This window comes from Sulfitobacter sp. PM12 (assembly GCF_045586035.1).
GTDB classification, from domain to species: Bacteria; Pseudomonadota; Alphaproteobacteria; order Rhodobacterales; family Rhodobacteraceae; genus Sulfitobacter; species Sulfitobacter pontiacus.
The window spans coordinates 2,755,425-2,774,299 of sequence record NZ_CP151529.1 but is presented as its reverse complement, the minus strand read 5'-3'; the positions used below and the strand labels follow the sequence as shown (position 1 = coordinate 2,774,299).

The window sequence follows — 18,875 nt, the reverse complement described above, 5'->3', positions numbered from 1 at the left end:
GTGGGGGCCGCGTTGGATTTAAGACCATTTGGAAGTTGGCATTTTTATTGCCGACACCAGCGCGTAAGTTGGGCGCATGGAATCAGTGGATTATCATCAGGCGCTTGCGCTTTTGCATTGGCAGATCGAACTTGGCGCGACCGAGGCGATTTGCGATGCGCCGGTGAACCGCTACGAGGTGCCCGCCGCGGTCGAGAAGCCGAAGGCGCAAAAGGGCAAGAGCGGACCGGTGCCTTTGGCTGCCCAAGGGCCGGACGTGGTGGCAGAGGCGACACAGGCCGCGGCAGGGGCTGCGACGCTGGATGAATTGCGTGCCGCCATGGCCGCCTTCGAGCATTGCGAGCTGAAACGCGGCGCGCGCAAAATGGTTTTCTCGGACGGGACGCCGGGGGCACGGGTGATGATCGTGGGCGAGGCTCCGGGACGAGACGAAGACCGCGAGGGCCGCCCCTTTGTCGGGCGTGCTGGCGTGTTGCTGGACAAGATGCTCGCGGCCATCGACATGGGGCGTCATCACCAGACGTCGCCTGTCTATATCACCAATGTCTTGCCCTGGCGGCCGCCGCAGAACCGCGATCCGAAGCCGGATGAAATCGCGATGATGAAGCCATTTCTGGCGCGGCATATCGCTTTGGCCAAGCCCGAGGTATTGGTCATCGTTGGCAATTGGTCCGCGCAGGCATTGCTGGGCAAACGTGGCATCACCCGCTTGCGCGGTCAGTGGACGCAAGCCGAGGGGTTGCCCGCATTGCCCATGTTCCACCCCGCCTATCTGCTGCGCAGCCCCGAGTTCAAACGCGAGGCCTGGGCCGATTTACTCTCACTGAAGGCGAAGTTGACGCATGGTTGATCCCCTCACATTGCTGGCCTTTGTGCCCGCCGCCTTGGCGCTGAACCTGACACCGGGCGCGGATATGATGTTTTGTCTGGGGCAGGGCATGCGCTTTGGTCCGCGCGCCTCGGTTGCGGCCAGTGCGGGGGTCGCCCTTGGCGGTATGGTACATGTGACCTTGGCGGGGCTTGGCCTTGGTGCGGTGGTGGCGGCCCTGCCGTGGGCCTTTGATGTGATCCGCTGGGTCGGGGTTGGCTATCTTTTGTGGCTGGCCGTGCAGACCTGGCGTAGCAGCGGCGCGGCCGCAAATCCCGTGCCTGCGCCGAAATCCGCGTTTCGCAGCGGTTTGATCGTGAACCTGACGAACCCCAAGGTGATCCTGTTCGTGCTGGCCTTTGTCCCGCAGTTCGTTGTGCCAGACGCGGGGCCGGTTTTGCTGCAGTTTCTGATGCTGGGGTCGGTCTTGTCGCTTGGTGGGTTGATCATCAACGCCTTGGTCGGTGTGTTTGCCAGTGGCCTCGGCCGCCGGATGGTCGGGGGCGGGCAGGCGCTGCGCTGGATCAGCAGCGGTATTTTCGTGGCCCTCGCCGCACGCCTTGCAGTATTGGAGCGGACATGAGCCGGATTGACGAGACGATTGATTTTATCCCCGTGCGCATCGCGGTGCTGACGGTATCCGATACCCGCGGTTTGGCCGAAGACAGGTCAGGCGATGTCTTGGTCGAGCGCATCGCTGAAGCGGGGCATTTCCTCGCGGCACGCAGCATCATCCGCGATGAGCGGGGCGAGATTGCCGACCAGTTGTGCGACTGGTGTGCCGACCCTGAGATTGACGTGGTGATCAGCACGGGGGGCACAGGGCTGACGGGGCGCGATGTTACAGTCGAGGCACATCGCGATGTCTACGAGAAAGAGATCGATGCATTCGGCACCGTGTTCACGATCGTATCCATGCAGAAGATCGGCACCTCGGCGGTGCAAAGCCGGGCCACCGCTGGCGTCGCCCAGGGGACGTATCTCTTTGCGCTGCCCGGGTCTCCGGGGGCGTGCAAGGATGCGTGGGACGAGATTTTGGTCAAACAGCTCGACTATCGGCACAAGCCCTGCAACTTCGTTGAGATCATGCCGCGTCTGGATGAACACCAGCGCCGGAAATAGCAGCTGGGGCGATGAATTTAACCCAATTCCTCCGCGCTGCTTTGCGATGCGCGTGATAAGCCGTGCGCGGCTGTCACAACTGTGATTTTGTTCTGCAGGCCTGCGGGGTAAGCTGGCATGGACGAAATAGGATCGGGGCAAGATGCGTTTTCTACGGCAAAGCATGATCGGGTTGTTTCTGGCAGCGGCGACATTGGGGTTTCTGGTGCTTGCGGCGGACCTCATTGGCGGGGCGGTTCAGCAGCGTCTGACCGACACGCCGCCCGAGCGCGCCCCGCGTGAGCGGGTATTCTCGGTCAATGTGGTGCGTGCGCAGTCTGGGACCGAAGTGCCGGTGCTGCAAAGTTTTGGCGCGGTGCAAAGCCGCCGCACGCTAGAGTTGCGTGCGGCCGTGGGCGGGCGCGTGGTCGAGCTGGCACCGGAATTCGAAGAGGGCGGGCAGGTCACGGCGGGTCAGGTTCTGGTGCGCCTTGACCGGTCGGATGCTTTGGCCGAGGTAGCACGGGCGCAAAGTGCCGTACGCGATGCAGAGGCAGAGGGGCGTGATGCGGACCGCGCGCTGGCATTGGGACTGGACGAGCTTGCCGCCGCCGAAGAGCAGGCCGCGCTGCGCACTCGCGCGTTTGACCGCCAGCGTGATCTGGGCGAACGCGGTGTCGGCACCGCGACGGCGACGGAAACGGCAGAGCTTGCTGCCTCAAGCGCACGACAGGCCGTTCTTGCGCGTCGACAGGTGGTGACCCAGACAGAAGCGCGCGTGGATAACGCGGTGCGCTTGTTGTCCAACGCTCAAATTGCGTTGGAGGATGCGCAGCGCGCGCTAAAGGAAACCACGATCACCGCGCCGTTCGATGGGGCGCTAAGCGAAACCTCGGTCGTCGAGGGGCGCTTGGTCTCTGCGAACGAGAGGCTGGCAGAGCTGATTGCGCCGGATGATCTTGAGATTTCCTTCCGCATCTCGACCGCGCAATACGCGCGGCTGCTGGATGCGCAGGGCCGGTTGATCAAGGCAGAGATCACCGCGCGCCTTGATGTCGCGGGCGTGGACCTTGAGGCCCGCGGCCAGATCACCCGCGCGGGGGCCGCTGCGGGCGAGGGGGCCAGCGGGCGTCTGATCTTTGCCTCGTTGACGCAGGCACCGGGGTTCAAACCGGGGGATTTCGCGACGGTACATGTGCGTGAACCTGCGCTGGACGATGTGATCCGCCTGCCAAGCTCTGCCCTTGATGCCACGGGAGCGGTCTTGGTGCTGGATGCGGAGAATCGATTGGAAAGCATTCAGGTCTCTGTTCTGCGCCGCGTGGGCGACGACGTGTTGGTCCGTGGTCCCGTCGAAGGTCGCGACGTGGTCGAGGCGCGGTCGCCCCTGCTGGGGGCCGGTATCGCGGTAAAGCCGTTGCGTCCGGGGGCGGATGAGACCGCGCAGGGAGATGTCCCCAGCATGATCGCCCTGACAGAGGAGCGTCGCGCAAAGCTTGTGGCCTTTATCGAGGGGAACAGCCGCATGCCCCAAGAGGCGAAGGCGCGCGTGCTGGCGCAGCTGGCCGAGCCGCAGGTGCCGGCGCGTATGATCGAACGCCTTGAAAGCCGGATGGGAGGCTAGGGAGATGGCGCGCAGCATGTCCGGTGGTGCAGGGGGAATCCTGTCGTATTTCACCCGTCACCGGACGGCAGCCAACTTGCTGCTTGTGGTGCTGCTGGTCTGCGGGGCGGCCGCTGCGCCGAATATGCGGGCGCAGTTCTTTCCTGATGTGATCATCGACAGTGTGTCGGTCACTACCGTTTGGGAGGGGGCGGGGGCCGACGATGTGGACAGTGCCATCGTTCAGGTGCTTGAACCGGTCTTGCTGGCGGTCGAAGGGGTCGAAAGCTCCACCGCTGCCTCGCGTGAGGGCAGCGGGACCGTCTCGCTCGAGTTCGAGCCCAATTGGGACATGGCCCGCGCCGCGACGGATGTGCAAACGGCGGTGGATTCGGTTACCACACTGCCAGAAGATGCCGAAGATCCGGTGGTCCGGCGTGGTATCTGGCGCGACCGTGTGACTGATGTGGTGATCACCGGCCCGATCAGCGCGGAACAGCTGGGTCGTTTCGCGGATGAATTCGTCACGCGGCTGTTCGCGGCGGGTGTAACGCGCAGTACCATTCAGGGGGTCGCGGCGCCGCAAACCCTGATCGAGGTGCCGTCGACCAGACTGATCCGCCACGACATCACCATGGCCGAAATCGCCGCCGTAATCGCGGCCGAGGTGGACGCTAACCCCGCCGGTGATGTGACAGGTGCCAATGCGCGCGTGCGCACCGGCACCGCGAAGCGTAGCGCGGATGCCCTGTCTCGCGTCGTGTTGCGCAGCAATGCGGACGGGTCGTCATTGCTGGTCGGGGACGTGGCGCGGGTGATCGAGCAGGGCTCCGACCGCGAGGTAGGGTATTTCGTGGGGGATGATCCCGCAATCTCTGTGCGTATTGACCGCTCTGACGGGGGGGATGCCATCGGTATCCAGCATAGCGTCGAAAGCGTCGCGGCGGATATGTCTGTGATGCTGCCCAAGGGCGTGACGATAGAGCTGATCCGCACGCGGGCCGAGGCGATCACCGGGCGGTTGGACCTGCTGATTGATAACGGGCTGATGGGGCTCGCATTGGTGGTGGGGTTGCTGTTCCTCTTTCTTAACGCACGCACGGCCTTTTGGGTGGCCGCGGGCATACCTGCGTCGATGGCCGCAGCGATTGCGCTGATGTATGCGGGGGGGATCACGATCAACATGATCTCTTTGTTCGGGTTGATCATCACGCTTGGCATCGTGGTTGACGATGCGATCGTTGTGGGCGAACACGCGGACTATCGCCACAAAGAGCTGGGCGAGCCCCCCATGCAAGCGGCAGAGAATGCGGCGCGGCGGATGGCGATGCCGGTCTTTGCCGCAACGATGACGACGATCATTGCTTTTTTCGGTCTGCTTGCCGTCGGCGGGCGCTTTGGCAGTCTGATCGCGGATATCCCCCTCACAGTGATTGCCGTGCTGGCCGCGTCACTGGTTGAATGTTTTCTGATCCTACCGAACCATATGGCCCATGCGATGGCAGCAGGGGCCAAGCAACGGTGGTATGACCTGCCCAGCCGAGTGGTCAATCGCGGGTTTCTCTGGGTGCGCGAACGGCTGTTCCGCCCCTTCATGGCGGGGGTGATCCGCGCGCGCTATGTGGTGCTTGCCGGCGTGGTCGCTGTGCTGGCCTCGCAGGTGGCGCTGTTCATCCAGGGTGACGTGCAATGGCGGTTCTTCAATGCGCCTGAACGCGGGTCGGTGACCGGGAATTTTGCCATGACCGAAGGGGCCACCCGTGCCGATACGCTGGCGATGATGCGCGAAATGCAACGCGCGACAGAAGCGCTGGGCGCGCAATACGCCGAGGAATACGGCACCAACCCCATCGACTATGTGATCGCGCAGATCGGGGGCAATGCGGGGCGCGGTCTAGACGGGGCCGACAGCAAGGACGCCGATCTGCTGGGCGGCATCTCGATCGAGCTGATCGACGCCGACCTGCGCCCTTACTCCAGCTTCGCCTTTGTCGCTGAACTGCAAGACGCGGTGGTCAATCATCCCCTTGCCGAAACCGTCAGCTTTCGCGGCTGGCGGTCGGGTCCCGGGGGGGACGCGCTGGATGTGCAGTTCTACGGCGCTGACACGCAGGTGTTGAAAGCCGCATCGCAGGACCTGCAGGATGCCCTGCGGCAATATCCCGAAGTCAGCGCGGTGCAGGATAACCTGGCCTACGACAAGGAAGAGTTGATCCTTGATCTGACGCCGCAAGGACAGGCGCTTGGGTTCACGATTGATATGTTGGGGCGGGTGCTGCGCCACCGTCTGGGCGGGATCGAGGCGGCGACCTATCCCGACGGCCCACGATCGGCGACAATCCGGGTTGAACTGCCCGAGGGAGAGCTGACCGCGGATTTCCTTGAACGGACGCAGATGCGCACGCCAGATGGGCAATATGTACCGCTGGCCGATATCGTCAGCGTGGACCGACGCACCGGCTTCAGCACGGTGCGTCGCGAGAATGGCATTCGTCTGATTTCGGTCACGGGCGACATATCAGAGGATGACCCCGCCCGCGCGAGTGAGATCACGAAGGCCCTGCGCGAGGATATCCTGCCGGGCATCGCCTCTGAACGGCAGGTGGATTTCCGCATCGGCGGGTTGAGCGAGCAGGAAGATACGTTTCTGTCGGATGCGCTGACCGGCCTGATCCTTGTGCTGACGGGCATCTACCTTGTTCTCGCTTGGGTTTTTGGCAGTTGGACGCGGCCCATGGTGGTGATGGCGGTGATCCCCTTTGGTCTGGTCGGCACAATCTACGGGCACGCCCTGTGGGAGGTGCCGCTGAGCATGTTCACAGTCGTGGGCCTGTTGGGGATGACAGGGATCATCATCAACGATTCCATCGTTCTGGTCGGCACCATTGACGAATACGGAGCCACCCGTGGAGTGATCCCATCGATCATCGATGGCGCGGCGGACCGGTTGCGGCCGGTGATGCTGACCACGCTGACAACGGTCCTTGGCATGGCCCCGCTGCTCTATGAGCAAAGCCAGCAGGCGCAGTTCCTGAAGCCCACGGTGATCACGCTGGTCTATGGTCTGGGTTTTGGCATGTTTCTGGTGTTGCTGGTCGTGCCTGCGCTGGTCGCGGCGCAGCATGATATCGGTCGCCAGATCCGTGCGATGCGTCGGGCCATGCGGGCACGGGCAGGGGGTCTGCGCCTTGGCATTCTGGCGCTTTGGGTGCTGGTGATGCTGTGGGGCGGGGCCACGCTGGGGTGGGTCGCGGTGACGGGCGGCTTGCATCCCGCACTGGTCGAGCTGCTGCCTGAGCTCGGGGCGATGGCCCCGCGCAGCGTGGCGCTGCTGCTGTTCCTGGCCGGGGCGGCTTTGATCGCGCTAGTGGGCTATATCGTCGGCGCGGTGGCGTTGCTGCTGTCGCGTCGCAAACGGGCCATGTGATCAGCCCGCATTGCATCCCACAATATCGACGGCCTGCTTGCTGCCCAAGACCGTCATGCGGATGTGCGACCGGTTCAGTGCCACGGGGCCGCCGCTGACGTGACCCACGTCCACCCGCGCATGCAGGACGTTGCCCTTGCGGGTGGTATCGGCCTCGCTGACCCAAAGATCAGGGTTGCCGGTTTCGATCACCACCAACTCTTGCCCGCCCGCGGGCGGCAGGGTGATCGCGGCGTCCAGGGTCAGGTCCGCGCCTGCCATACCGATGGTGCAGGTCACGTCTTTCACACGGGCCTCTTTCGCCGAAAACGGGCGCTGCGCCAATGAGGCGGCAATCGCTGGATCGGCGCGGGTTGTGGTGGTGTCGATCACGCCGCTCAGCTCAAGCGAGGCGGGCACGCAGATGTCGCTGCACACGCCCAGATCAATGGTGGTCTGGACTGTGACGGGGGCCCCTTTGTCGGGCACGCTGATCCGCAGCGGCAACACGACCTGATCCTTATACCCGATCGTGGTCAGATTGGGTTCGCGGAACACCGTGGGCGCAGGCCATTCCACGGCCACCGCCGACAGGTTGCGCGAGCCGGACCAGTCGAAGCTGGGCGGGATACCCATGTCACCGGGTGCGCGCCAGTAGGTCTTCCAGCCCGGCTCCACCGTCATGCGGATCGCGGCCATGCGGTTGCCATCGGGCAGTACCCAGCCTTGCAGGATTTCCCCGTGGATCACGTCCATCGCAGAAGCGGGCAGCGGGGCGATAAGGGCAGCGGCCATCAGGCCAAGAATTTTTCTGGTCATGGCGCTTTCATGGGCCATCTGCCCCCGGTTTGCCAAGTCACGTTTGCATTATGATGTGTTGCAGTCGCGGGGGTTGAAAGCCGCAGGGTCGCAGGTCATGCTATTGCGATGACGCATAAGGACGACAGCATGAAAATGGATCTGACCGGCCAGCTTCTGGTGGCGATGCCCGGCATGGGGGATCCTCGGTTTGATCATTCGGTGATCTTTATCTGCTCGCATGATGACGAAGGCGCGATGGGGTTGATCGTCAATAAACCCGCCGCTGATCTGAAGCTTGGCGATGTGCTTGACCGGCTTAGCGATGTGGACATGGACGATGTTTCCGGTCTGGGGGTGCATGTGGGTGGCCCCGTCGAGAAAGAGCGCGGCTTTGTCCTGCACAGCGCCGAATACCGGTCCGTGATGCAGACAACGGATATCGCGGACGGGGTGGCGATGACCGCGACGCTGGACATCCTCGAAGACATTGCCCGCGGCAAGGGGCCGCGTCGGGCGATGTTGATGCTGGGCTATGCGGGTTGGGCCGCGGGCCAGCTAGAGGCTGAGATTGCCCAGAACGGCTGGCTGACCTGCCAAGGCGATAGCGCTATCCTCTTCGACCTGCCCGATGCGCGCAAATGGGAAGCGGCGCTGACCTCTATCGGGGTGGACCCTCTGGGGCTCAGCGCGACAGCAGGGCGCGCCTGACTTGCGAGGATCTGCGGGGCAAAAGCCCTAACGCGGTGCCGCCGCTCGGCGCAAACGGTCATTGATGGCACGGCCCAGACCGGTTTCAGGGATCGGGGCCACCGCAATCGGTTTTCGCAGCCGGTCAAGCGCGTGCAGCCGGTCAAACAAATGCGCTGCCGCTTCCACCAGATCGCCGCTGGCCGATAGAGTCAGGTCATCCGGCCCGCTCCCGCTTGCCGCGCCAAAGCCAAGGTAAACCTCTCCATCCGTCGCCGCTTGGGCGTTCAGACGCACGCTGGCATGGGGCGCGTAGTGAGAGGCGAGCTGACCGGGGGCGATAATCTCTGCCCCGTCGGCCACATCCAGCGGTGCGCCAAAAGCTGCCTCTATCGCCTCGGACGGCAGCCCGCCTGCGCGCAACAACGTCGGGCGGGGCTGGTTCAGGCCGATGATGGTGCTTTCCAGGCCCACCGTGCAGGGGCCGTCATCAACCACAGCGGCGATCCGCCCCTCCAGCCCCGACAGAACATGTTGCGCCGTCGTGGCGCTGATCTTGCCCGAGGGGTTGGCCGAGGGGGCCGCCACCGGACCGCCAAGCGCATGCAGAATGGCGCGGGCTGTGGGGTGCGCGGGCACGCGGATGCCGACGCTGTCCAGCCCTGCCGTCACCAGCGACGATAGCCCGTGCCCGTCGGCCAGGGGCAGCACGAGTGTCATCGGACCGGGCCAGAAGGCGCTTGCCAAAATCTCGGCGGTGTCGGACCAGCGCCCGTAGCGCCGTGCTTGGTCCACATCGGCGACATGGATGATCAGCGGGTTGAAGCTGGGCCGCCCCTTGGCTTCGTAGATGCCCGCCACCGCCGTCCCGTTGCGCGCATCCGCCCCCAGACCATAGACCGTTTCAGTCGGCAGCGCGACCAATGCGCCTTGCTGCAGCAGGGTGGCGGCGCGGGAAATACCGGAAGGGTGGGCTGGAAGAATCTCGGTCATTGGCTTCTCTCACGGGGGATGACGCCGCGTTTTGGGTTGCGGTGTGCAGGCTTGAGCGACATTCTTGCCGCAACAGCCCGGAGTATCGCCTTGGGCTTATCAGGTCGCTGTTCGGTTTGCCAAGCAGACGAACGCGTTAATGGAGGAAAACTATGCCCTATCGCGCCCCTGTCGAAGATTTTGCCTTTCTGTTTGATCATGTCGTAGGGCTGGACGCTGTGCGTCAGACCGACCGCTTTGAGGACGCCAGCGAAGACGTCACCCGCGCGATCCTCGAAGAGGCGGGTAAGATGACCAATGACGTTCTGGCCCCGCTGCAACGCGCCGGCGACCAGACCCCTGCCAAGCTTGAAAACGGCGTCGTGCGCACCTCGCCCGGTTTCGCCGACGGGTTCAAGGCCGTGGCCGAAGGCGGCTGGATCGGCATGTCGGCCGACCCCGAATTCGGCGGTATGGGCCTGCCCATGACCCTGACGACCGCCGTTAACGAAATGATGAGCGGCGCCTGCCTGTCCCTGCAACTTGCCCCCTTGATGAGCCAGGGCCAGATCGAAGCGCTTGAGCATCACGCCAGCGACGCGATCAAGGAGCTGTACCTGCCCAAGCTGATCAGCGGCGAATGGACCGGCACGATGAACCTGACCGAGCCGCAAGCGGGGTCGGACGTGGGGGCACTGGCGACCAAGGCCGAAGACAATGGCGACGGCACCTATGCGATCTCGGGTCAGAAGGTCTATATCACCTGGGGCGACAATGACTTTGGTGGCAACATCTGCCACCTTGTCCTGGCGCGTCTGCCCGGTGCGCCTGCGGGCACCAAAGGCATCAGCCTGTTCCTTGTGCCGAAATACCTGCCCAATGACGACGGCAGCCTTGGCAATGCCAATAGCCTCAAGGTGGTGAGCCTTGAGCACAAGCTGGGGATTCACGGGTCTCCGACATGCGTGATGCAATATGACAAGGCGACCGGCTGGCTGGTCGGGCCCGAGCAAGGCGGCATGGCGGCGATGTTCACGATGATGAACAACGCGCGGCTTGGCGTCGGCGGGCAGGGCATCGGCATCGCCGAAGCGGCCTATCAGCACGCGCTGGCCTATGCGCTGGACCGTAAACAGGGCAAGACATCGCGCCCCGACGGCACCGGCACCATCGTGGACCACGCCGATGTGCGCCGCATGCTGATGACGATGAAGGCCGAAACCTTTGCAGCCCGCGCCATCGCGCTGTGCTGTGCCAAGGCCATCGACATGACAAACGCCACCGGTCAGGCCGAATGGAAAGCCCGCGCGGCCTTCCTCACCCCGATCGCCAAGGCTTTTGGCACCGACACCGGCATGGCCGTTGCTGAAATGGGCGTTCAGGTCCACGGTGGCATGGGCTTTATTGAAGAAACCGGTGCGGCGCAGTACAGCCGTGACGTGCGTGTGACCGCCATTTACGAAGGCACCAATGGCATTCAGGCGATGGATCTGGTCGCGCGCAAGATGATGGACGGGGGCGAGGCCGCGAACCGTTTGCTGGACGAGATCGAGGCAGACGCCGAAGCCGCCCGCGACGTTTTTCCGAATATGACGGACGCCCTGTGGCAAGCCTCGGAAACCCTGCGGGAGGCGACCGACTGGCTGACCGAGCAATCGAACATGGACACGCGCTTTGCCGGAGCGGTGCCATACCTGCGGGCCTTTGCACGGGTGCTTGGCGCGCATATGCACCTCAAGGCGGCGCTGGCCGATAAGGGCGGGCCACGCGAAAAGCTGGCGCGGTTCTACATCCTGCGTCTGCTGCCGGAACATGTTGGCCTGCTGGCCCATGCCCAAGCGGGCGAGGCTGATCTTTTCGCGCTTTCTGCTGACGAACTGGCCGCCTGATGCCTGATACCGCACCCACCGGTTTGCGTTTCCCCTGGGAGACGCCGCCCGCCCATGATGCGGCGATAGAGGTCGCCCCCGGCGTGCTTTGGCTGCGTCTGCCGCTGCCGATGAAGCTGGATCACGTCAACGTCTATGCCTTTGACGAAGGCGACAGCTGGACGATCATCGACACGGGGTTCGCGTCGAAAAAGTCCAAGGCGCTGTGGACGGACCTGATCGCGGGGCCCTTGGGCGGCAAGCCGGTGTCACGGGTGATCGTGACCCACCACCACCCCGATCACATCGGTCTGGCGGGCTGGTTCCAGACCGAACACGGGGCAGAGCTGGTGACGACGCGCACCGCGTGGTTGACCGCGCGGATGCTGACCCTGGACCCGCAAGAAGCACCGCCAGCCGAGACGCTGGCTTTCTACAAACTTTCGGGGATGGATGCCGCGCTGTACGAGAAACGCGCCTCCGAGCGGCCATTCAACTTTGCCGACATCGTCTCGCCTCTGCCGCTTGGCTTTACACGGATCAAACAGGGCGACGAGATCACCATCGGGGGGCGTGTGTTTGACGTGCATATGGGCAATGGCCACGCCCCCGAACACGCCACCTTCTGGAGCCGTGATGACAATCTGGTGATTGCAGGCGATCAGATCCTGTCGTCCATCAGCCCTAACGTCGGCGTCTATGCCACCGAACCCATGGCCGACCCTATTGGCGAATGGATCGAGGCCTGTGACCGTCTGTCGTTGCTGGCGCGCGAGGATCATCTGGTGCTTGGCGGGCACAAGCTGCCCTTCACCGGTCTGCCCACCCGCATGCGCCAGTTGATAGAGAATCACCACAGCGCCCTGCGCCGTCTGGAAAAGGCGATTGCAGAGCCGAAGTCGGCGTCTGAATGTTTCTCGACCCTGTTCAAGCGCAACATCGGCGAAGGCGAATACGGTCTGGCGCTGGTTGAAGCGGTCGCCCATCTCAGCCATCTTTACCAAACGGGCCGTGCCACACGCAGCTTGCGGGCGCTGGACGGGGCTTGGGTGTATCAATCAAAGGGCTGACCGATGGATAACGAGATCAAGACAGCGGCCGAGGCGATCGAGGCCGACGCGCTGCCGCGCCTCTACGAGGTGCATTCGGACCCCGACAGACGCAATGCCTCTGACCAGCCGGTGCCAAAGGGGATCACCCAAAAGCCCGCCGCGCAGAAATCACCGGCGCAATGGGCCTACGAGCGGGTCGTGCTTTACCTTAGAAATTTCGAAGAGCAGCTGGATGGCGACCACGAGGTCGCGATGGGGTTCGCAGGCGGTGACGCCGGTGTGTTGCGGATCGAGGGTATGGGCTATTTCGATCCGGACATCGTGACCTTTTACGGCAAGGACAACGCCGGGGCACGGATGCAGCTGGTGCAGCATGTCACCCAGTTGAATGTCGCCCTGCGTGCGCTGCCCAAAGCGGTGCAGGAAGCCCCCGCGAATCGTATCGGTTTCCGCTTGGCGCAAGACCTTGAGACGCAAGAGCCGGCACAGACAGACGAAAACACTTGATCCCGCGCATTTTGATGCCGTGACATAGGCCGATGAATACAGTATTCCCCAGTTCAAATCATACGCACGTTAAGACAAGGATCGCGCAAATGGCCAAACATGAACACGGCTCGATGGACACCAGCACGCACGAGAAGACTTTTGACAGCTTCATGAACTTCGTCAAATGGTCGTGCATCGTGATTATTGCCATTCTGGTCTTTATGGCGATCTTCGCGCGCTAAGGCGGGCAAACCTAACCGACAGGATATTTCTATGCGTGTTTGGATGGCTTTGGCCTGCGTCGGGCTGCTTGCGGCCTGTGCGAATGATACCGGGATTGATAACACACCGGCAGAAGTCGCGGCGGCCGCCTATGTGGCACCGGGGCCGCGATCCATCACGTTGATGACGATGATCAACAACCGCACCGGCAGCGGCGGCCATACGGCGCTGGTGGTCAATGGCTCGCAGCAGGTGATCTTTGACCCCGCCGGTTCCTTCCGCGATCCGCGCGTGATCGAACGCGGCGACGTGCTTTACGGTATGACGCCCAAGTGGATTCAAGGCTACAAATCCTCGCACGCACGCAGCACCTACCATGTTGTCAGTCAGGAACTTCAGGTGACGGACGCGCAGGCGGAACAGATCTTGCAGCTTGTGATGTCGAACGGCACGGTAGCAGGGGCGTTCTGCGCCAATGCGACCTCGGGCATTCTGTCGCAGGTCCAAGGGTTCGAAAGCATCTCCAAGACCTTCTATCCGGCCAAGCTCAGCGAACAGTTCGCCAGCTTGCCCGGTGTCACGACGACAAAATACTACGAGAATGACGAAGGCGATGTGATCGACGCGGTGCAGGCGTCGCTTCTAGCCCAGTAACCAAAGCAGACTGTAAAGCGTTGCTGCACCGCTGATGATGGCGAGCAGCACGTTTTTGGTGATCACCCCGATTGTCAGGGCCGCAGCTGCTGCCGCCATGCGCGGCAGATCAAGCTGCCCGTCCGTGGCTGCGGGCCAGATCACCTGCGGGGCCACTAGCGCGGGCAGGATCGCTACCGCCGTATAGCGCAGGTGCCGCAGCAGCCATGCGGGCATCTCGCGGTCGCCCACCAATCCGGTAAAGACAAAGCGCAGCCCGAAGCTGCCAAGGCCAAGGGCGATGATCACGAACCAAAGTGTGCCGGTGTTGATATGATCCATTATACCGCGTCCTGTTCAGGGTGTTGGGGCTGGCGCCGTTCCAGCCAAAGCTCTGTCTGCGCACCGGCCATCATCCCCGCAAGCCCCGCGATGATCAGCCCCAGCGAATAGGGCACACCCGCCGTCAGCAGCCCCGCGACAGAGGCGACCAGCGCCGCGACCACATGGGCCGGCGTGCGGAACATTGGCGCGATCATGGCCAGAAAGGTGATCGGCAGCGCAAAGTCCAGCGCCCAGCTTTCGGGGATCTGCGCGCCGACCATCGCCCCCACCAGGGTGAATAAATACCACAGCGGCACAATCGGGGTCACACAGCCAAAGAAATACGCCATCCGCTGCGGGATCGTCATATCGGGCTGTTTCTCGTACTGCGCCATCGCGCAGACATAGGATTGATCGACCGTCAGATAGGCCGCCAGCGCGCGTTGCCACAGCGGGGCGGAGCCGATGTAAGGGGTCAGCGACGCGGAATACATCGCCATCCGCAGGTTCACCGCCAGCGCAGAGGCCAGCACGATCGCCGTCGGGGCATGTTCCTGCATCAGTTGCAATGCGGTGAACTGTGCTGCCCCCGCAATGACCACAACCGAAAAGGCGAGCGTTTCGAATACGTTCAATCCCGCCTCGGTGGCGAGGATGCCAAACAGCGACGCAAAGGGGATGATCACCAGAACAAAGGGTGCGGCGTCGGCAAGACCTTTTCGAAAGGCCGATTTCGTGGTGGTGATGGCCATGCGTTCCCCCTAGATTGCCGGGACATGCTTAACTGCCGCTTTGGGGGGATGCAATTGTCCGTCAAGACAGACACCGATGCTTATTTGATCGCACCGCAACCGGGGTTGGCGCGGCTGACCCGTGCTGTGACCGGGCGCGACCAAACAGGGGCAGAAACAACGATCAATGTGGTCGAGGAACGCCCGCTAACGATATATCTGAACGCGCAGGAAATCGTCACCGCGATGACGATCGGCGATTACCCCGAATACCTCGCGCTTGGGTTCTTGCGCAATCAGGGCATGCTGCGCGACGGTGAGGATATCACTAGTGTAGACTATGACGAAGAGCTTGAGGTCGTCGTGGTCCGCACCGCCCGCAAAACCGATTACGAAGACAAGATGCGCAAGAAGACCCGTACCTCCGGCTGTGCGGTCGGTACGGTTTTCGGCGATATGATGGAGGGGCTGGAGGGCGTGATCCTGCCCACGACCCCGCTGCGGACCTCGTGGCTGTATGACCTTAGCGCGCAGATCAACCGCACGCCGAGCCTGTACCTGGAAGCCGGGGCGATTCACGGCACGGTGCTGTGTCAGGGCAATCGCCCGCTGGTCTATATGGAGGACGTGGGTCGCCACAATGCGGTCGACAAGATCGCGGGCTGGATGCTCTCTGAAAAAGTCTCGGTCGAGGATAAGATCCTCTATACCACGGGGCGGCTAACCTCCGAGATGGTGATCAAGACCGCGATGATGGGCATCCCCGCGCTGGTCTCGCGCTCCGGCTTTACCGCCTGGGGGGTAGAGATCGCGCAGCAGGTCGGGCTGACGCTGATCGGCCGGATGAAGGGCAAACGCTTTATGTGTCTGGCGGGCGAGGACCGTCTGATCCGTGACGCGGACCCCGACGGAATCGCGGATGAACCGAAACGATCTGGGCGAAAGGGCAGCGCATGAAACAGCCACTTGGGGTGATCCTTGCCGGTGGGCAGGCGACGCGGATGGGCGGCGGCGACAAGGGGCTGTTGCAGCTTGGCGGTCAAAGCGTGCTGGGTCATGTGATTGAACGGCTGACCCCGCAGGTGGATCGCGTCGCGTTGAATGCCAATGGTGATGCCGCGCGGTTTGCGGGGCTGAAGTTGCCGGTGTTGCCCGATAGTATCGACGGGTTCGCCGGTCCGCTTGCGGGCGTGCTGGCCGGGCTGGATTGGGCCGCTGAACAAGGCGCGGATACCATCGTCACGGCGGCGGCAGACACGCCGTTCTTCCCCGGTGATCTGGTTCCGCAGCTGTTGCTGGCAAGCGAGGGGATGACCCATCCGCTGGTGCTTGCCGCCACGCCGGATGCCAAACGCGGCACCGCGCGGCATCCGACCTTTGGCCTCTGGCCTGTGGCCTTACGCGACGATCTGCGCGCCGCCTTGCAGGGGGGGCTGCGCAAGGTCGTGATGTGGACCCAAACGCATGAGGGCCGCGAAGCGCTGTTCCCCCATGAGGACGCGTTCTTTAACATCAACACCCCCCAAGATCTGGCCCGCGCACAGGAGATGCTATGAGAGTTTACGGCGTTGTCGGCTGGAAAAACGCAGGCAAAACGGGGCTGATGGAACGCCTCGTGACCGAAATCACGGGCCGCGGGTTTTCAGTGTCTACCGTGAAACATGCGCACCACAGTTTTGATGTGGATCATCCGGGCAAGGACAGCCACCGCCACCGCGTCGCTGGCGCGCGCGAGGTGCTGCTGGCCTCGCGCAACCGCTTTGCCCTGATGCATGAGTTGCAGGGCGAGGATGAACCGACGCTCGACGCGCTGCTGGCCAAGCTTGCGCCCGTCGATCTGGTGCTGGTCGAAGGCTACAAGCGCGACGGTCACGCCAAGGTCGAAGCGCATCGGGCCGAAACCGGTAATGCGCTGATCGCGCCGGAGGATCCGACGATCAAGGCGATTGCCAGCGACACCCCCATGACGTTGGATCGCCCCGTGTTCGATCTGAATGATACCAGCGCCATCGCCGATTTCATTCTGGCCGAGGTGGGCTTGTGAGCCATTTCGACACGTTTGTTGTGGTCGATTGGTCCGGCGGTAATGACACCGGACCAACCCCGCGCAAAGATGCGATTTGGGCAGGGGTGTCACGGGGAGGCATCTCGGACCCGCCCGTCTATCTGCGCAACCGGTCCGAGGCAGAAGCTTGGATCGCCGCGTTGATCGAAGCGGAGCTGGCGCAGGATCGCCGCCTGTTCATCGGCTTCGATTTCCCCTTTGCCTACCCCAGCGGTTTTGCCGAGGCCCTGACGGGCAGCGACGATCCCTTCGCCCTGTGGGAGTGGTTCGAGGCGCGGGTCGAAGACGCGCCAGACCGTAACAACCGTTTCGATCTGGTGGCAGAGATCAATCTGGGTCTGGGCGACGGCAGCGGCCCATTCTGGGCCAACGGCCTGCCCAACCGCGATATCGCAGGGCTGCCGCGCACCAAGGCAGGCTACGCCAACCCGTTTCCCGACAAGCGTGCGGCGGAACAGCGTGCCAAGGGCAGTTTCACCTGCTGGCAAATGGCCGGGGCAGGGGCTGTCGGGTCGCAGGTGGTCATGGGGCTGCCTGTGCTGTCACGCCTGCGTGCTCGTTTTGCCGATCATGTCGCGGTCTGGCCGTTTGAAAGGCCGGATGCGCAGGTGGTCTTTGCCGAGATCTGGCCGTCGCTCACCGTAGGGCCCGCCCCTGACAACAGGGTCAAGGATGCCTGGCAGGTGCAGGAACTGGCGCGGCAGCTGGCCGCCGTCACCGCCGCCGATCTGGCGCAGATGCTGGATGTCGAGGCAGCGGAGGAGGGTTGGATTTTCGGTCTGGGGTTCGAACATCTGCTCAAGGCCCCGCCACCGCTGCGCAACGACTGTTTTGCCCTGCCGCCGGGCGTGCATTGGACGCCGGTGGGCGAGGCGCTGGCGCAGCTGCGGGCACGGCTGCATCCGGTGACCCCTGTCGAAGACGTGCCTTTGGCTGCTGCCTTGGGGCGCATCGCCGCAGCGGATGTGCTGGCACGCCGCGCCAATCCGCCGCTGCCCAATACGGCTGTTGATGGCTATGGCTTTGCCGGCGGGCGCGCGGCCGGGGCCCATGTGATGCCGCTGGCCGAGGGACGCGCGGCGGCAGGCGACGCGCCGGGGGCGCTTGCCGAAGGGCAGGCGATGCGCGTGCTGACGGGGGCCGCGCTGCCAGAAGGCGTCGATACCGTGGTGCTACAAGAAGACGTGACCATCGACGGGCGCACCCTGCGGTTCAACGGTCCGGTGAAACAGGGTGCCAATACCCGCAAAGCGGGGGAGGATGTGACGGCGGGTGCCGTGACACTGCGCGCAGGACGACGGATTACAGCGGCGGATATCGCCTTGCTCGCGGCCACGGGGGCGGCGTCTGTGTCGACCCATCGGTCGCTGCGCGTTGGTGTGCTATCGACAGGGGACGAGATCGTCGAGGCCGGTCGGACCGCGGCCGAGGGTCAGATATTCGACGCGAACCGCCCGATGTTGCTGGGGTTGGTATCGCAGTTCGGCCATCAGGGGGTGGATCTGGGGCATGTGGGTGACAATCGCGCTGCTTTGCGCAGGCGGCTGGATGAGACGCAGGGCCGTGTCGACGCGATCCTGACCAGCGGTGGTGCGTCGGCGGGGGATGAGGACCACGTGTCGGCCCTTTTGTCCGAGGCGGGGGCGCTTGACCTGTGGCGCATTGCGGTCAAACCGGGGCGGCCCTTAGCGCTTGGCATGTGGCAAGGCGCGCCGGTTTTTGGTCTGCCGGGCAACCCCGTGGCGGCTATGGTCTGCACCCTGATTTTCGCGCGCCCCGCGTTAGCGCGGCTGGCGGGGCAGGACTGGCCTGTACCGCAGGGGTTCGACGTGCCCGCAGATTTCAGCAAACGCAAGAAACCGGGGCGGCGCGAGTATCTGCGCGCGCGAATGCGCGACGGGCGGGTGCAGGTCTTTGCCTCTGAAGGGTCGGGGCGGATCAGCGGGCTGGCTTGGGCCGAAGGATTGGTGGAGCTCCCGGACGCCGCGGCCGACATCCAGCCGGGCGATCTGGTGCGCTATATTCCCTATGGGTCTTTCGGGATCACCTGACC

19 protein-coding genes are annotated in these 18,875 nt (G+C 63.5%); 15 read left to right on the top strand and 4 right to left on the bottom strand.

Annotated elements, in window-relative coordinates:
• Positions 1 to 76 precede the first annotated feature (76 nt).
• The 5 genes from AADW22_RS13590 to AADW22_RS13570 all read left to right on the top strand — a co-directional run bounded on the left by AADW22_RS13590 (position 77) and on the right by AADW22_RS13570 (position 6,999).
• Positions 77 to 850, top strand: a complete 774-nt coding sequence (locus tag AADW22_RS13590) for a uracil-DNA glycosylase family protein (RefSeq protein WP_005849657.1) — start codon at positions 77 to 79, stop codon at positions 848 to 850.
• A complete protein-coding gene (locus AADW22_RS13585) occupies positions 843 to 1,451 on the top strand; it encodes a LysE family translocator (protein WP_407473912.1) in 609 nt (202 codons plus the stop codon). The genes AADW22_RS13590 and AADW22_RS13585 overlap by 8 nt, the downstream gene beginning before the upstream one ends.
• On the top strand, positions 1,448 to 1,990 hold the full coding sequence (gene moaB / locus AADW22_RS13580) for a molybdenum cofactor biosynthesis protein B (RefSeq protein WP_407473911.1): 543 nt from the start codon (positions 1,448 to 1,450) through the stop codon (positions 1,988 to 1,990). Before AADW22_RS13585 ends, moaB begins: the two co-directional genes overlap by 4 nt.
• A 142-nt stretch (positions 1,991 to 2,132) precedes the next feature.
• A complete protein-coding gene (locus tag AADW22_RS13575) occupies positions 2,133 to 3,593 on the top strand; it encodes an efflux RND transporter periplasmic adaptor subunit (protein ID WP_288959864.1) in 1,461 nt (486 codons plus the stop codon).
• Between the two features lie 4 nt (positions 3,594 to 3,597).
• Positions 3,598 to 6,999 carry an efflux RND transporter permease subunit gene (locus tag AADW22_RS13570; protein ID WP_407473910.1) on the top strand — a complete coding sequence of 1,134 codons (3,402 nt, stop codon included), beginning with the start codon at positions 3,598 to 3,600 and terminating at the stop codon, positions 6,997 to 6,999.
• Here the strand turns inward: AADW22_RS13570 and AADW22_RS13565 are convergent, their stop codons facing one another.
• The gene (locus AADW22_RS13565; RefSeq protein WP_235183808.1) at positions 7,000 to 7,797 is read right to left on the bottom strand and encodes a protein-disulfide reductase DsbD domain-containing protein; all 798 of its coding nucleotides are present in this window, start codon (positions 7,795 to 7,797) and stop codon (positions 7,000 to 7,002) included.
• A 129-nt stretch (positions 7,798 to 7,926) separates the two neighbouring features.
• On the opposite strand from AADW22_RS13565, the gene AADW22_RS13560 reads away from it, so the two are divergent.
• The gene (locus AADW22_RS13560; protein ID WP_407473909.1) at positions 7,927 to 8,487 is read left to right on the top strand and encodes a YqgE/AlgH family protein; all 561 of its coding nucleotides are present in this window, start codon (positions 7,927 to 7,929) and stop codon (positions 8,485 to 8,487) included.
• Between the two features lie 27 nt (positions 8,488 to 8,514).
• On the opposite strand, the gene AADW22_RS13555 is transcribed toward AADW22_RS13560, so the two are convergent.
• Complete coding sequence (locus AADW22_RS13555) at positions 8,515 to 9,459, bottom strand: L-threonylcarbamoyladenylate synthase (RefSeq protein ID WP_407473908.1); 945 nt, start codon at positions 9,457 to 9,459, stop codon at positions 8,515 to 8,517.
• Between the two features lie 152 nt (positions 9,460 to 9,611).
• Between AADW22_RS13555 and AADW22_RS13550 the strand changes: the two genes are divergently transcribed.
• The 5 genes from AADW22_RS13550 to AADW22_RS13530 all read left to right on the top strand — a co-directional run bounded on the left by AADW22_RS13550 (position 9,612) and on the right by AADW22_RS13530 (position 13,723).
• Positions 9,612 to 11,327 (top strand): acyl-CoA dehydrogenase, encoded by a 1,716-nt coding sequence (locus AADW22_RS13550; RefSeq protein WP_037966042.1) that lies wholly within the window; start codon positions 9,612 to 9,614, stop codon positions 11,325 to 11,327.
• Positions 11,327 to 12,376, top strand: a complete 1,050-nt coding sequence (locus AADW22_RS13545; protein WP_005849639.1) for an MBL fold metallo-hydrolase — start codon at positions 11,327 to 11,329, stop codon at positions 12,374 to 12,376. Before AADW22_RS13550 ends, AADW22_RS13545 begins: the two co-directional genes overlap by 1 nt.
• A 3-nt stretch (positions 12,377 to 12,379) precedes the next feature.
• The gene (locus AADW22_RS13540) at positions 12,380 to 12,865 is read left to right on the top strand and encodes a DUF6173 family protein (protein ID WP_407473907.1); all 486 of its coding nucleotides are present in this window, start codon (positions 12,380 to 12,382) and stop codon (positions 12,863 to 12,865) included.
• A gap of 89 nt (positions 12,866 to 12,954) precedes the next feature.
• On the top strand, positions 12,955 to 13,089 hold the full coding sequence (locus AADW22_RS13535) for an aa3-type cytochrome c oxidase subunit IV (protein WP_005849635.1): 135 nt from the start codon (positions 12,955 to 12,957) through the stop codon (positions 13,087 to 13,089).
• 31 nt (positions 13,090 to 13,120) lie between these two features.
• Positions 13,121 to 13,723, top strand: a complete 603-nt coding sequence (locus AADW22_RS13530; protein ID WP_037966046.1) for a hypothetical protein — start codon at positions 13,121 to 13,123, stop codon at positions 13,721 to 13,723.
• Here the strand turns inward: AADW22_RS13530 and AADW22_RS13525 are convergent.
• Positions 13,712 to 14,044, bottom strand: a complete 333-nt coding sequence (locus AADW22_RS13525) for an AzlD domain-containing protein (protein WP_005849632.1) — start codon at positions 14,042 to 14,044, stop codon at positions 13,712 to 13,714. The genes AADW22_RS13530 and AADW22_RS13525 overlap by 12 nt on opposite strands.
• On the bottom strand, positions 14,044 to 14,778 hold the full coding sequence (locus tag AADW22_RS13520) for an AzlC family ABC transporter permease (protein WP_005849629.1): 735 nt from the start codon (positions 14,776 to 14,778) through the stop codon (positions 14,044 to 14,046). Before AADW22_RS13520 ends, AADW22_RS13525 begins: the two co-directional genes overlap by 1 nt.
• Before the next feature lie 48 nt (positions 14,779 to 14,826).
• Between AADW22_RS13520 and AADW22_RS13515 the strand changes: the two genes are divergently transcribed.
• From AADW22_RS13515 to glp, 4 genes are read left to right on the top strand one after another with little or no spacing between them, the layout of a single operon-like run.
• Positions 14,827 to 15,714 carry a formate dehydrogenase accessory sulfurtransferase FdhD gene (locus AADW22_RS13515; protein WP_407473906.1) on the top strand — a complete coding sequence of 296 codons (888 nt, stop codon included), beginning with the start codon at positions 14,827 to 14,829 and terminating at the stop codon, positions 15,712 to 15,714.
• Positions 15,711 to 16,313 carry a molybdenum cofactor guanylyltransferase MobA gene (gene mobA / locus AADW22_RS13510; protein WP_005849625.1) on the top strand — a complete coding sequence of 201 codons (603 nt, stop codon included), beginning with the start codon at positions 15,711 to 15,713 and terminating at the stop codon, positions 16,311 to 16,313. The genes AADW22_RS13515 and mobA overlap by 4 nt, the downstream gene beginning before the upstream one ends.
• On the top strand, positions 16,310 to 16,801 hold the full coding sequence (gene mobB / locus AADW22_RS13505; protein ID WP_407473905.1) for a molybdopterin-guanine dinucleotide biosynthesis protein B: 492 nt from the start codon (positions 16,310 to 16,312) through the stop codon (positions 16,799 to 16,801). The genes mobA and mobB overlap by 4 nt, the downstream gene beginning before the upstream one ends.
• Complete coding sequence (gene glp / locus AADW22_RS13500) at positions 16,798 to 18,873, top strand: gephyrin-like molybdotransferase Glp (RefSeq protein WP_407473904.1); 2,076 nt, start codon at positions 16,798 to 16,800, stop codon at positions 18,871 to 18,873. The genes mobB and glp overlap by 4 nt, the downstream gene beginning before the upstream one ends.
• Positions 18,874 to 18,875: the final 2 nt, after the last annotated feature.

Excerpts from the sequence above, each read along its gene's own strand:
- AADW22_RS13590 (WP_005849657.1), top strand. The coding sequence starts at position 77 with ATGGAATCAGTGGATTATCATCAGGCGCTTGCGCTTTTGCATTGGCAG.
- AADW22_RS13585 (WP_407473912.1), top strand. The coding sequence starts at position 843 with ATGGTTGATCCCCTCACATTGCTGGCCTTTGTGCCCGCCGCCTTGGCG.
- moaB (WP_407473911.1), top strand. The coding sequence starts at position 1,448 with ATGAGCCGGATTGACGAGACGATTGATTTTATCCCCGTGCGCATCGCG.
- AADW22_RS13575 (WP_288959864.1), top strand. The coding sequence starts at position 2,133 with ATGCGTTTTCTACGGCAAAGCATGATCGGGTTGTTTCTGGCAGCGGCG.
- AADW22_RS13570 (WP_407473910.1), top strand. The coding sequence starts at position 3,598 with ATGGCGCGCAGCATGTCCGGTGGTGCAGGGGGAATCCTGTCGTATTTC.
- AADW22_RS13565 (WP_235183808.1), bottom strand. The coding sequence starts at position 7,797 with ATGACCAGAAAAATTCTTGGCCTGATGGCCGCTGCCCTTATCGCCCCG.
- AADW22_RS13560 (WP_407473909.1), top strand. The coding sequence starts at position 7,927 with ATGAAAATGGATCTGACCGGCCAGCTTCTGGTGGCGATGCCCGGCATG.
- AADW22_RS13555 (WP_407473908.1), bottom strand. The coding sequence starts at position 9,459 with ATGACCGAGATTCTTCCAGCCCACCCTTCCGGTATTTCCCGCGCCGCC.
- AADW22_RS13550 (WP_037966042.1), top strand. The coding sequence starts at position 9,612 with ATGCCCTATCGCGCCCCTGTCGAAGATTTTGCCTTTCTGTTTGATCAT.
- AADW22_RS13545 (WP_005849639.1), top strand. The coding sequence starts at position 11,327 with ATGCCTGATACCGCACCCACCGGTTTGCGTTTCCCCTGGGAGACGCCG.
- AADW22_RS13540 (WP_407473907.1), top strand. The coding sequence starts at position 12,380 with ATGGATAACGAGATCAAGACAGCGGCCGAGGCGATCGAGGCCGACGCG.
- AADW22_RS13535 (WP_005849635.1), top strand. The coding sequence starts at position 12,955 with ATGGCCAAACATGAACACGGCTCGATGGACACCAGCACGCACGAGAAG.
- AADW22_RS13530 (WP_037966046.1), top strand. The coding sequence starts at position 13,121 with ATGCGTGTTTGGATGGCTTTGGCCTGCGTCGGGCTGCTTGCGGCCTGT.
- AADW22_RS13525 (WP_005849632.1), bottom strand. The coding sequence starts at position 14,044 with ATGGATCATATCAACACCGGCACACTTTGGTTCGTGATCATCGCCCTT.
- AADW22_RS13520 (WP_005849629.1), bottom strand. The coding sequence starts at position 14,778 with ATGGCCATCACCACCACGAAATCGGCCTTTCGAAAAGGTCTTGCCGAC.
- AADW22_RS13515 (WP_407473906.1), top strand. The coding sequence starts at position 14,827 with ATGCAATTGTCCGTCAAGACAGACACCGATGCTTATTTGATCGCACCG.
- mobA (WP_005849625.1), top strand. The coding sequence starts at position 15,711 with ATGAAACAGCCACTTGGGGTGATCCTTGCCGGTGGGCAGGCGACGCGG.
- mobB (WP_407473905.1), top strand. The coding sequence starts at position 16,310 with ATGAGAGTTTACGGCGTTGTCGGCTGGAAAAACGCAGGCAAAACGGGG.